The sequence below is a fragment of the Rhizobium sp. FKY42 genome (assembly GCF_005222835.1).
GTDB lineage: Bacteria > Pseudomonadota > Alphaproteobacteria > Rhizobiales > Rhizobiaceae > Neorhizobium.
In genome coordinates this window covers 4998-17009 of sequence record NZ_STGA01000031.1, presented here as the reverse complement: position 1 = coordinate 17009, position 12012 = coordinate 4998, and the positions used below count along the sequence as shown (strand labels likewise).

Annotated in this window: 11 protein-coding genes and 1 pseudogene; 6 read left to right on the top strand and 6 right to left on the bottom strand. The window is 57.1% G+C overall.

All coding sequences use genetic code 11. The features are described from left to right. Positions 1 to 137: 137 nt before the first annotated feature. Complete coding sequence (gene dksA, locus E8M78_RS15810) at positions 138 to 557, bottom strand: RNA polymerase-binding protein DksA (protein WP_062554305.1); 420 nt, start codon at positions 555 to 557, stop codon at positions 138 to 140. A gap of 274 nt (positions 558 to 831) precedes the next feature. On the opposite strand from dksA, the gene E8M78_RS15805 reads away from it, so the two are divergent. From E8M78_RS15805 to E8M78_RS15790, 4 genes are all read left to right on the top strand, one after another. Then, entirely contained in the window at positions 832 to 1338 is a 507-nt protein-coding gene (locus tag E8M78_RS15805) for a histidine phosphatase family protein (RefSeq protein ID WP_137135980.1), read from the top strand. A gap of 130 nt (positions 1339 to 1468) precedes the next feature. Beyond that, positions 1469 to 2944, top strand: a complete 1476-nt coding sequence (locus tag E8M78_RS15800; RefSeq protein WP_137135979.1) for a YcjX family protein — start codon at positions 1469 to 1471, stop codon at positions 2942 to 2944. Next, on the top strand, positions 2941 to 3999 hold the full coding sequence (locus E8M78_RS15795; RefSeq protein ID WP_137135978.1) for a TIGR01620 family protein: 1059 nt from the start codon (positions 2941 to 2943) through the stop codon (positions 3997 to 3999). The genes E8M78_RS15800 and E8M78_RS15795 overlap by 4 nt, the downstream gene beginning before the upstream one ends. A 100-nt stretch (positions 4000 to 4099) precedes the next feature. Continuing rightward, a complete protein-coding gene (locus E8M78_RS15790) occupies positions 4100 to 4660 on the top strand; it encodes a hypothetical protein (protein WP_137135977.1) in 561 nt (186 codons plus the stop codon). Here E8M78_RS15790 and folK read toward each other — a convergent pair whose 3' ends face one another. From folK to folP, 3 genes are read right to left on the bottom strand one after another with little or no spacing between them, the layout of a single operon-like run. Further along, positions 4661 to 5167 (bottom strand): 2-amino-4-hydroxy-6-hydroxymethyldihydropteridine diphosphokinase, encoded by a 507-nt coding sequence (gene folK / locus E8M78_RS15785; RefSeq protein ID WP_137135976.1) that lies wholly within the window; start codon positions 5165 to 5167, stop codon positions 4661 to 4663. A gap of 7 nt (positions 5168 to 5174) precedes the next feature. Then, complete coding sequence (gene folB / locus E8M78_RS15780) at positions 5175 to 5540, bottom strand: dihydroneopterin aldolase (protein ID WP_137135975.1); 366 nt, start codon at positions 5538 to 5540, stop codon at positions 5175 to 5177. Continuing rightward, positions 5537 to 6334, bottom strand: coding sequence for a dihydropteroate synthase (folP, locus tag E8M78_RS15775; protein ID WP_137135974.1), 798 nt, complete (start codon positions 6332 to 6334; stop codon positions 5537 to 5539). Before folP ends, folB begins: the two co-directional genes overlap by 4 nt. Before the next feature lie 221 nt (positions 6335 to 6555). On the opposite strand from folP, the gene E8M78_RS15770 reads away from it, so the two are divergent. Continuing rightward, entirely contained in the window at positions 6556 to 7134 is a 579-nt protein-coding gene (locus tag E8M78_RS15770) for a DUF922 domain-containing protein (protein ID WP_246658358.1), read from the top strand. A 632-nt stretch (positions 7135 to 7766) separates the two neighbouring features. Here E8M78_RS15770 and E8M78_RS15765 read toward each other — a convergent pair. After that, positions 7767 to 8087 (bottom strand): 2Fe-2S iron-sulfur cluster-binding protein, encoded by a 321-nt coding sequence (locus tag E8M78_RS15765; RefSeq protein ID WP_137135972.1) that lies wholly within the window; start codon positions 8085 to 8087, stop codon positions 7767 to 7769. Between the two features lie 108 nt (positions 8088 to 8195). Next, positions 8196 to 8510 carry an Hpt domain-containing protein gene (locus E8M78_RS15760; protein ID WP_246658357.1) on the bottom strand — a complete coding sequence of 105 codons (315 nt, stop codon included), beginning with the start codon at positions 8508 to 8510 and terminating at the stop codon, positions 8196 to 8198. Between the two features lie 518 nt (positions 8511 to 9028). Between E8M78_RS15760 and E8M78_RS15755 the strand changes: the two are divergent. After that, positions 9029 to 12012, top strand: a pseudogene (locus E8M78_RS15755) (hypothetical protein); the annotation flags it as partial.

Here is a 12012-nt window from a genome sequence, read left to right as displayed (position 1 = left end):
TCCAAGCCGGAGGTCTCTCCACTACGATGTAGAACTCGTCCAGTCCTCCACCGTAGGTGGAGGTTTACTTCGATTGCAAAAAAGGCACGCTTGGTGGCGTGCCTGGAAAGTTTGAAGTCGGATCGGGCGAAACGCGATTATTCGTCGCGATAAACCTTTTCCCGTCGCTCGTGGCGCTCCTGCGCCTCGATCGAAAGCGTCGCTATCGGCCGAGCATCCAGACGCTTCAACCCGATTGGTTCGCCGGTTTCTTCACAATAGCCGTAGGTACCGTCTTCAATGCGCTGGAGCGCTGCATCGATCTTGGAGATCAGCTTTCTCTGTCGATCGCGAGCACGCAGTTCGATGGCTCTATCGGTTTCGGAAGATGCCCGGTCGGCAAGATCGGGATGATTGGCGCTTTCTTCAGCTAGATGGTCGAGGGTTTCGCGCGCTTCCCTCAATATGTCATTTTTCCAGGCTATGAGCTTTGCTCGGAAGTATGCCCGCTGATTGGCATTCATGAATTCTTCGTCTTCCGAGAGGACGTAGCTGCTAAGGTCGATCTTCTCACTCAACGCAATTCTCCTGGAGAACAGCTCTCACGCGGCGTCCTATACTCCAACACACCAGACTTGCACAAGCCTTGTAAGCCTTATCAATACATTTTTAAATCTGTCTTAAATTTCGGCTAAACGACTATATTTTATGCGCTTTTATTCGAAGTCATATCGGCTCGCCTCCTCAACCCTGATCTGTAGCTGATATGTTATCCGCTAAAAATGGTGGTGTTGACGGCTACAACGCGATCTTGTTACTTCCTTTTGAGCCTCGTTATCTTACGAATGTTTTATGGAAAAACCGAACCCACCCCCTTTCGAAATCTATCTGATGCGCCATGCCCATTCCGGGTGGCCCAAGCCTGGAGAGCGCGACTTCGACCGCACGCTCGATACGCGCGGCATAGCGGAGGCAAATGCAGTTGCGCGCATGGCCGCCAGTAGCGGGTTCAGGCCGGATCTGCTTCTATGTTCGTCAGCACATCGCTGCCGTGGGACGGCCGCCTCCGTCATCGAAGCGATCGACGAGAATATGCCAGTTCAATATTTGGACGAACTCTACAATTCGCCAGTCGAAACCTATTTGGCGATCATAAAGGCGCAGACAGCTACTCGATTGATGATCATCGGCCACAACCCTTCAATTGAGGTTCTGCTGGAAAGTATGATTGGTTCCGACCTGACCGCATCGACTATCCCGGCGGGTTTTCCGACCGCTGGTTTTGCCGCAATTGGTCATGATCCTGAAGACGGATCTGCGGGCGGACCTTGGCAGTTGAAGGCGTTTCTCTCGCCGTGAAGCCGCGGTGAATCGCGCAGGACACCTCCCGTCAACGCTGGTTCCGCAATGTGAAAGAATTTGAATCCGCTCCCTTTTTCGCGTTGGTCCGATCTCTATATGGAGAGAAGCGAAATGGACGGGTCTTACATTGTCTCCATCACTGACGACATTCCGGGATGATGCGCTGATTGCGCTGGACAGCCTGGGCGATAAAGCCACCAATCTGCTGAACCCGACAGTCAGGCTGGGGGTCACCGGTCTATCCCGCGCGGGCAAGACGGTTTTCATCTCATCGCTTGTGCACAATCTCCTTCACGGTGGCCGCTTGCCGCTATTCGAGGCGGTTCGATCAGGACGCGTCTCCTCGGTCCGCCTTGAACCTCAGCCGGATGATGCGATTCCCCGTTTTCAATATGAGGATCACGTCCAGGCACTTGTTCGAGATCGCATATGGCCGGACTCGACACGCGCGATCTCCGAACTGCGGCTGACGATCCAGTATGAGAGCGCAAGCGGCTGGAACCGTATGTTTTCAGCCGGGAAGCTGTCCATCGATATCGTCGATTATCCGGGCGAGTGGCTACTCGATCTACCGCTGCTGGGCCAGGATTATCGGACATTCAGCGAAAACACGACCCGGCTGGCCAGATCCGGAGTGCGCCGCGAACTTTCCGCAGAATGGCTGGATTTAGCCGCGACACTGGATCCGAACGGTCCTGCTGATGAAATGACGGCGAAACGACTGGCAGAGCGCTTTGCTTCCTATCTGCGCGCCTGCAAATCGGACGAAAGATCGCTTTCGACACTGCCACCGGGACGCTTCCTGATGCCCGGCGATCTGGATGGCTCTCCTGCCCTCACCTTTGCCCCGCTTCCCGATCTTGGTGACCCGCGCTTCGAAAAAGGCAGTCTCGCTGCGATGATGGAGCGGCGGTTCGAGGCCTACAAAGCAGTCGTTGTCCGGCCCTTCTTTCGCGAGCATTTTGCACGCCTTGATCGCCAGATTGTGCTGATCGATGCCTTGCAGGCCCTCAACCGAGGGCCAGAAGCCGTTCAGGATCTTGAACGGGCCCTGCAGGATGTTCTTGCCTGTTTCCGCCCCGGCAGCAATTCCATTCTTTCCAGCCTGATGGGTAGGCGGATCGACAAGGTTCTGATTGCCGCCACAAAGGCCGATCACTTGCACCACGAAAGCCATGACCGGCTTGAAGCGATCACGCGCCGTATCGTTGACCGCGCTATCGAACGAATAGGAATGGCGGGTGCTGGCATAGAGGTCATGGCGATGGCCTCCGTGAGGGCAACGCGTGAAGCCGTCGTTCGCCAGAACGGACAGGATCTTCCAGTTATCACGGGCACTCCTATAGAAGGCGAGACGATCGGCGGTGAAACATTCGATGGCAACCGGAAAACAGCAATATTTCCCGGTGACTTACCGGAAAGATCGGATTCACTTTTTCAGCTCTCCGATTCAATATCTCAGGAAAGTCGCCTACCGCATTTGAACATCGTACGTTTTCGCCCGCCCAACATCGAGGAAAGCGGCTCAGGCGCGACGCTGTCCATTCCGCATATCCGCCTTGATCGGGCGCTCCAGTTTCTGATCGGAGATCGTCTGGCATGACAACGGACAAGCAAACGCCATCGCCCTTCCCCCCGCGAAGACCGGAAGCATTCTCCCTGGAAACCGAGAAACCCGTCGCAGCGCCGCGCAAGCCGCAAGCTTTCGATGACGGTTTCACCGTTGTCCCGGACGAACAGGATGTGTTTCTACAGGCGTCTGAACTCGGCACATCGACAGAGCTTGAAGCACGTCCACCCAGACGTCGCTTCTCCTTCGGAAAGCTGGCAGCGGCAGGGATAGGCGCTTTCCTATCCATGGCCTTCTGGCTTTGGGCTGACCAGATCGTCAGGGATTTGTTCACGCGGTCAGATTGGCTCGGCTACGCGGCCATCTCGCTCCTTGCTATCTCAGCACTGGCCTTGGTCGTCGTGGTCGGTCGCGAAGTGCTCGGGTTGATGCGCATTGGTGCGATCCAGCACATCAAGCATGAAGCCGAATCCATTTTGCCAAAAGATTCGCCGCGTCAGGCCAGGTCACTCATCACGCGGCTGGAAACAATCCTTTCTCACCGCGCAGAAACCGCAAGGGGCCGCGCAGCCATTGCTGCGACAAAGGACGACATCATCGACGCGCCACAACTCATCGAACTGGCGGAAAGAGAGCTTCTCTCACCACTCGATGCCCGTGCCCGGATGATGATCCTTGCGGCTTCCAGGCGGACCTCGGTTGTTACCGCCGTCAGTCCCCGGGCAATTGTGGATCTCGCTTATGTCTTGTTCGAGGTCACGCGGCTCGTTCGCGCCATGGCTGAGCTCTATGGCGGCCGTCCGGGGACGCTGGGCTTGATCCGCCTTTTGCGGGATGTCGTGGCACACCTTGCCGTAACCGGTTCCATTGCCGTTGGCGACAGCCTTGCGCAGCAAGTCCTCGGACACGGCTTGGCCGCGAAACTTTCCACGCGCCTCGGCGAGGGCGTGATCAACGGGCTCCTGACAGCCCGGATCGGCATCGCTGCGATGGATCTTTGCCGTCCACTGCCGTTCAAGGCCTTGAAAAGACCGGGTATCGGCGACTTCATGTCGGACATTCTGTCGACGACGAAATCGCCTTCCTGATCAGTCCAAAGGCGGACAATGTCGAAAAAGAAACCGCTCATTAACCATCCCGCCGTATGGTCAAGACAGTTCAGGACGCCGCTCGCCCAAGGAAAGTCAAATGGTCTCGCGCTTCTTTTCGCCCAAAGGCGGGCTTTTTCTCATTGCAGGCATCGCTCTTATTGCCTCGCATTCCTTTGCCGATGCAGGGTCTCGCGATAAGGCCTTCTTCCAGACTGCCTCTGGCGTCTGGTCCGGCCCGGGCGAGATCGTTGCGGGCAAGTACAAGGGTACCAAATTCACCTGCAGCCTGACTGGCGAACCCAACAAGGATGGCGATGCCGGGATCAAGCTCGATGGAACCTGCCGGGTTGGCGTGTTCAAGCAGCCAATGTCCGCCGTCATCAAGCAAGCAGGTGGCTCCTACAAGGGGCAGTTCCTCGATGGCGCTGCTGGCAAGGGCCTTGATATCGTTTCGGGCGCAGTGAATGGCGACAAGATTGTCGTCGGTATCAACCGCGCAAAGCTGAACGGCGCCATGATCGCCCGTATGCAGGATGATAACGCGATGAACATCACGATCTCGGTCAAGGTCGAGGACGAGATGGTTCCAGTCATTGGGTTGGCCCTGAAGCGTGATACGGACCAGATGGCTGTCGGCGCGATTGCGGCCAACGAGTAGTTACCGCTGGTTCAGCCACCAGTTTCCATCTTGGCTTTCAATCTCGATACCTGTCTTGTCGGCCTGGTCCAGCCAGGCCGAAACCGGTTTTCCAGATACCATTTGATGCGGTAGCAAATCAGCAAGCGGCATCAGAACAAATGCACGCTGCGTCATGCGTGGATGTGGGACTTCCAGACCCTCCACGTCAATGACCGCATCACCGTAGGTCAGCACATCAATATCGATGGTGCGCGGACCCCATCGTTCGATGCGAACCCGTTTCATGCTCCGTTCAATGGAAAGGCATAGGTCCAACAGCGCAAGCGGCTCCAAACTCGTCCGCAACACTGCGCAAGAGTTGAAGAAATCGGCTTGGTCCGTTTTCCCCCAAGGTGGTGTTCGGTAAAGCCTGGAAACACTGATCAGCGAACAATCCGGATGCTGTTGGAAGGCATTCAGCGCCTCGGCCATGGCCTTGATCGGATCGCCGAGATTGCCTCCGAGGCCGATGCTTGCTTGGACCATTCGGGTATCAAGGGCGGTGCTCAACGCACACCTCGACGTAATCCAGAATTCCGGGGATTGGCACGCTCGGCTTGCGAACGGTGATGGCCGCCCGGCGGATCATTGGAAATTTCGCGCAGAGTGCGAGTGCCACGTCCTGCGCCAGAGCCTCGATCAAAGCCCGCCGCGTTCCCGTCACGACCTCCTCGATAACCGCAAAGGCATGGCCATAATGCATGGTCGCGTCCAGGTCGTCCTCCGTCAATGCCGCATTTGTCGGCACGTCCAGCTCGGCATCTACGAAAAAGCGCTGTCCAAGAACTGCTTCTTCCGGCATCGCACCATGCCTGGCGAAGAAAGCGCAGTTCTTGAGGGTAATCGTATAGGTGTTCAATTGTCCGTCTCCGAAACGGCGCAGCGCGCCTGCAGCACGGCATCCGCCATGCGTAATGCATCGCGATTGACGGCAACATTATGAACCCGGAAAAGGGAAGCCCCCGCCAGTCTCAACATTGCCGTGGTCGCCGCTGTTCCAAAATCCCGGTGATCGGCGTGCTCCTGACCCGTCGCGAAACCGATGAAACGCTTGCGGGAGGTTCCAACAAGAAGCGGCATATCGAGGCTGCCCAGCTCTTCAAACCGCGCCATGAGCGAAAAGTCCTCGTCCCTATCCTTGGCAAAGCCGAAACCCGGATCGAGGATGATGCGGTCGCGTTCAATACCGCCCTTGGCAGCGACTTCCATTTGACGGGAGAAAAAGAAGCGCTGATCGTCGATGGCGTCGGCAAGCTTTTCGGCTTCACGACCGCGCCCGGTATGCATCATGATGAGCCCGGCGCCGGTTTCGGCAACCACCGTCGTCATGGCAGGGTCATGGCGCAGACCGTAGACGTCGTTCACGATGTGAGCGCCCGCTTCCAGCGCCAGCATGGCGGTATCGGCACGGTAAGTATCCACAGATATCAGGCAATCCGTTCTGTTCGCCAGAGCTTCAATAACCGGGATAATTCGGCGTTGCTCTTCCAGTGGCGTCACAGGCACCGCACCTGGCCGGGTCGACTCGCCGCCGATGTCCAGAATGAGCGCACCCTCCTCAACCGCTTTGAGCGCATGGACCACGGCTGCATCGACATTCGTGTAGCGACCGCCATCCGAAAAGGAATCGGGCGTGACATTGATGATCGCCATAAGATGCCCTTTCGGGCCCAATGCAAGTGTCCGGTCTCTTCCTACTGTCCATAGTCTGTTGCCGGGAGATATCACGTTTGCCTCAATAGCCTTGGGTAACGAAAATTTTCGCGCTTGCGCTGTTGCGATGGTGACGGCTATGCCCCAAGCTCCCGCCAACTGCAATCTCAATAAGGCACAGAATGTTGGTCGCCCGCCGCATCAGTAGCGTTTTCGGCGCAATGCTCGTCGTCCTGCTTGTTCCACTGCTCGCTGGTGCAAGTCCGCGCATTACGAAGACCTATTCCTATTTCTCGATCAGCGGGCGAACAGCAGACGATCTCGACAATCAGCTCCAGAAGCACGGCCCACTGACCCGCTCGACGGGCTTCAGACATCCAGGTGCCACACAGATCAAGTTTGGCGGTGAAGTGACGTATCTGGAGACGGACCGGAACTGCTCGATCGGTGACGTGAACGTCACGCTGAAGACCCATATAACCCTGCCCAGATGGGTCAATCGAAGACAAGCCACAGACACGCTTGGCCTGATCTGGGATACGCTCTCGGCCGATATCAAGCGGCATGAAGAACGGCACGCGGAAATAGCGCGGGGCTATGCGAGAAAACTGGAGGACAGTTTGCAGTCTCTGGGCTCCCGCAAGACATGCAAGGAACTCGAAAACGAAGTCAGTCTCCTGACCAAGAGCATGATCGAGGACCATGATCGCGATCAGCTCCAGTTCGATATCATCGAGTCGAAGAACTTCGATTCTCGCATGATGCGCCTGCTGAAGAACCGTTCAGCAGGCGCGAATTGAAGTTCAGGCATTCAATCTACCCAACTAAAACCCTGCACTACCAGCAACTGCATACAAACGAATCACCGCCGAAACTTGCGTCAAGCTTGCGTGACATGCCGTGATTGATCGGTGAAAACTTCCAATAGAGTTTGCGTCAGTTAACAGCTACATTAAGCCTCACTGAAAGAGACGAACACGAGACGTCTTTGGAAGTTATGGTCCCGTTGCCGCATGCGAGGCGGCGCATGCGGCAACGCCCACAACACTGAATGCCACCCGATTATACACTGTCTTTGGGTGAAGCAGATTTCCCGGCAATGGCGCGTCGGTTTAATGATGACTGCGTGAACTTTGCCTGAGGACGCTCCGATGACGGAGTGCTTGAATGAACCTTCGGTGCGCGGAGCAGATCTCCGAAATCAGCACCACCCTGTGCCGTTCTCGGCACCCTTGGTTTCCGTGCCTGACCACCGCGGCACATGACGTGTCACTGTTTCCCGAGTTCGCGAATGCCCCTGTTCTCCCGGCGTATCCGGATACCGAAGGTGATTCCTCCCTCGCCTTATGGTGATACGCCCGCCTTGGCCTCGCCTGCGAAATCCGCAGCGAGGCATTTTTTTGCTCATCCCAGACCAGAATCAGACTTGCATTTAACCTTGACGCTCAGGAACAGACAAGACTAGGCCATCAAGCTCCGGCGTCACCTTGATCTGACAGGAAAGGCGGGAATTTGGCCGGACATCGGCCGCAAAATCCAGCATGTCTTCTTCCATTGGAGCTGGTCCGCCAACGGCGGCGGTCCACGCATCGTCGACATAGACATGACAGGTGGCACAGGCGCAGGCACCGCCGCACTCGGCATCGATGCCCGGAACCGAATTGCGGACAGCGTTTTCCATGACAGTCGAACCTGGCTGCGCGTCCAGTTCAAAGCGAGTTCCGTCAAAGGCAACGATGGTAATTTTTGTCATGGCTGTTTCCCGAATGCAAAAAGAGGCGGCGATGTCTTCCGACAATTCTCCGCCTCAGTCAACGAGATCTGGCTTCTATCAATCGAGCCTTGACCAAAGGCTTTCAGATCAGCGCATCAATTTCAGAATGAAGTTCTCGGCCTCGATAATCGCGGCACTAACGGACGCCAGATGCCCCGCATCCGATGGATTGGCCTCGAGCGCCTCAGCATGTTTGACAACCCGAAACGCGCCAACGGCGGACGCTGCACTTTTCAACCGATGAGCCACATCGGCCAGTGCCTTGCCCTGAGTAACCGCCATGTCGCGGAGGGCGGCGCGCGCCTGCCGCGCGAACAGGTTCAGAATTTCGTCTTCCAGCGCCTTGTCGCCCATGGTCTGTACGGCAAGATGCACCAGATCAATTGGACTTCCCGAGCTCATGCGACCGTGCTTTTCCAGCGAAGGAGCTTCGAATGCGATGCTTGCCGATGCCATGTCCCGATACCTCTTTTGCCTTGGCCCTTTCGATCAGCTCACATCAAGAAGGATTAGGATGGAATTCGGTTTAATTTCGGCACAGCAGCGACGCTATTTCTTTGCTTATGGTTAATTTGCGCTAAGCGCCACCAAATTAACGGGAATCGATCCGTGTTCCGGTTTAAAAACTGTTAACAACAACCCGCTGTTGATCCACACTGGGGAGGCTGAATTGTCTAACACGCGGTAATGTGCCACTACAGTACGCTTACGGCAGGTGTGAACATGACGTTCTCAGCTGTTGAATTATTGGGCCAAGCCTTTCTTAAGTCCTGTTTGCAAGGAAGGTACGGACCAAAGTGAATAAGCGGCTTTTGCACGGATTTGCGCGCAGAGCCGTTGGCTTGATTGATGGTTTCGCGAGCGGCACAACGGCGTATACCGCAATCGGCCGGACGAGTATGTAACGAGGCGTAACCTGCATGGCAAAGAATCCGCACAGCGAGTCGATGGACGAGACCGCATTCCAGGCACTGGAAGATGCGCTGAAAATCGACTTCAACGATGAGCCGGAGCCCAAGGCAGCGCCGCGTCGAAAATCATCATCATCTGCCCAGGAGGCGCCGGTGGCAGAAACACCGCAGCAGCGTTCATCAGCATCGCAGCAGAAGACCTCCGGAGGTGGATCGGGCCAGTTTCAGGAGAACCTGAAAGGCGGCTCAGAGCCGGTGGCACCAAAGTCGCCGGCATTCGCTCCGGCAAATGATAGCGGTCGGCGCACGACCTCGGCCATCATGCGATCGCTTGAGAGCGGCTCCATGCGATCTGCGCTCCGCAATGCGGCAATCATTTCCGTCCTTTGGGCCGTTGGCGGTCTGGGTCTCGCACAACTCCTGTTCGGTAGTGCTCTTTGGGATGTAGGCTCCACAGCGGACGTTGTATCGCGGCCCGGCATTCTTGCAGTGATCGTCGGCATTATTGTGCCGATCATGCTGTTCTTTGCGTTCGCGATCATGATGGCGCGCGCACAGGATCTGCGAAACGCCGCACGCTCGATGGCGGAGGTCGCACTCCGACTTGCCGAACCCGAGACGATTGCGACGGAGCGTATCATGTCGGTCGGTCAAGCCGTCCGGCGCGAAGTCTCTGCCATGAACGAAGGCATCGAGCGGACGATTGCGCGTGCGACGGAACTGGAGACGCTTGTCCACTCGGAGGTAAGTGCACTCGAGCGTAGCTACGCCGACAACGAACTACGCGTACGCGGTCTCGTGCATGAACTGGGCTCGGAGCGCGACGCGATCGTCAATCACGCTGAACGCATCCGCTCATCCATCGTCGGCGCCCATGATCAGCTGAAGGAAGACCTGTCGCTGGCCACTGAGGAAATCGCCGTTCGCCTTGCGACCTCCGGCGAGGCATTTGCGTCGATGATCGACACCCGCGCAGCGACGCTTATGGAGCGTTCAAACGCAGCTGGCGAAGCTTTGAGCACGCTTTTGGCGGCCAAGACGGAAAGTCTCGTCAAGGCACTGGGAGCATCCGGATCTAGCTTGGCACATGAATTTGACAGCCGCCTTGAAAACTTGAACTCCACCCTCGCCTCTCGTGGTCGGGAAATCCTGCGTGATTTCGAGACACGAGCATCGACGCTCGACGCGAGCACGGAAAAACTCAATGCTGCGCTTGCAGAGCGCACCCGCCTGCTGAATGAGACGCTGGTCACCCGCACCCGCGAAATCAGCGAGAGCCTGACGGGCGGCGAGCGCCAGATTACCGGCTCCCTGAATACCGTCCTCAAGTCTCTTAACCAGTCACTGGAAGACAAGGGCGCAAGCTTCCGCCAGAGCCTTCAGACCGCGGCCGATGACGCCATCATGGATCTCGACCTGCGAACCGGTCTCTTCGAAGATAGACTGCAGGCTTCCATTGGCCAGTTGAGTACAACCTTCGATGACGGACTGGAACACTTCACAACGGCCTTCGACAAGCGCTCAGGCACTCTTGCCTCAAAGCTCACCGAAAGCCTCGCCCGCATCAGCGAAACGGTGAATGGAGGATCCGACTCCATTGAGGGCATTCTTTCGACCAGCATCGAGCGTTTGGGTTCAACCCTGACCGATCATTCACTTTCGATTGCGACGACGCTTAGCACTAGCCAGGAGGTTCTGGAGAGCTCGCTCGAGCGCGGTTCCAGCCAGCTGGGCGACGTCCTCGATAGCCGGACCCGCAAGCTGACAGCCGAACTTGAAGAACGTAATCGTGTTCTGAACGAAGGGATCGAAACACGCGGTCGTGTGCTGATCGATGACCTCCAGGCGCGCGGTCGTGCCGTGACAGAGAGCTTTAGCCAGACCGCCGGCCAATTGTCGGACGGTCTCGAGATGCGGACCGCCATCCTGACGGAAATGCTTGATTCGCGCCGCACGGCGCTGGCAGATACATTCGACAGCAGGGCCGCCGCTCTGACATCCGAGCTGGAGCAACGCCAGACAAAGATTGATACTGCCCTCGCCCAGAACAGCCAGCGCCTCGAGCAGACGCTGAGTTCGCATCAAAAGGCGCTCCTCGGCGGCCTAGAAGAGAGAACGCGCGGTCTGTCAGAAACGCTGGAGAGCCGAAGCGCCGCACTGATCGAGGACCTTGACGACCGAAACCTGCAGATGGCGAGCGCACTTGCCGCACATAGTGCCGTCATTACGGACAACGTCGCCAATGCGCACGAGCGGATGCAGACGGTTCTGAACGAACGCGGCGAGGCACTGACCTCTGCTATTCAGGAAAGTGAGGCTCGCTTCCAGAGCACGATCACCACTCGCACGACGGCTCTCGAAGCTGCGGTGCTGAACGCACCGGACCGTATGGCCGATGTTCTGGACGAGCGTATCAGCGGAATGTCGCGTGTGCTCAGCGAGGGTCACACGCGTGTCGAATCCAGCCTTTCCCGCAGCATGGGCGAACTGGGCGAATTGGTTACCGGCGTTAGCGACCGGATTGCAGACACGTTGGACGACAAGGCCATGGCCCTGACGACGAGCCTGTCCGTTGGCGAAGACCGTCTGACGCAAGCGATCGAGATGCATACGGAAACGGCATCGCGGGTCCTGTCACAGGCTCATCAGAAGATCGAGGGCGACCTCGGTCAGCGCGTAAATGAACTCGGTGCTCTGGTCAGCCAGGTTGGTGATCGCATTGCTGATACAATGGGCGAGCACGCGCTTGCCCTCACCACCAGTCTTTCTCTCAGCGAGGATCGCATCACCAGCGCGATAGAAGAGCGCACTGATGCGGCTGAACGCAGACTGATGCAGGCACAGGAAACGCTGGAAACCGGTGTCGGCCGCCGGATCGGCGAACTTGGCGAAATGGTCGACGGTGTTACCGGACGTATAACCGAAGCGCTTGACGATCGAGCGATGACGCTGACGACCGGCCTCGCTCTCGGTGAGGATCGGTTTGCCCAGGC

Excerpts from the sequence above, each read along its gene's own strand:
- E8M78_RS15795 (WP_137135978.1), top strand. The coding sequence starts at position 2,941 with ATGACAACGGACAAGCAAACGCCATCGCCCTTCCCCCCGCGAAGACCG.
- folP (WP_137135974.1), bottom strand. The coding sequence starts at position 6,334 with ATGGCGATCATCAATGTCACGCCCGATTCCTTTTCGGATGGCGGTCGC.
- E8M78_RS15790 (WP_137135977.1), top strand. The coding sequence starts at position 4,100 with ATGGTCTCGCGCTTCTTTTCGCCCAAAGGCGGGCTTTTTCTCATTGCA.
- E8M78_RS15805 (WP_137135980.1), top strand. The coding sequence starts at position 832 with ATGGAAAAACCGAACCCACCCCCTTTCGAAATCTATCTGATGCGCCAT.
- E8M78_RS15760 (WP_246658357.1), bottom strand. The coding sequence starts at position 8,510 with ATGAGCTCGGGAAGTCCAATTGATCTGGTGCATCTTGCCGTACAGACC.
- E8M78_RS15770 (WP_246658358.1), top strand. The coding sequence starts at position 6,556 with ATGCTCGTCGTCCTGCTTGTTCCACTGCTCGCTGGTGCAAGTCCGCGC.
- E8M78_RS15765 (WP_137135972.1), bottom strand. The coding sequence starts at position 8,087 with ATGACAAAAATTACCATCGTTGCCTTTGACGGAACTCGCTTTGAACTG.
- folK (WP_137135976.1), bottom strand. The coding sequence starts at position 5,167 with ATGGTCCAAGCAAGCATCGGCCTCGGAGGCAATCTCGGCGATCCGATC.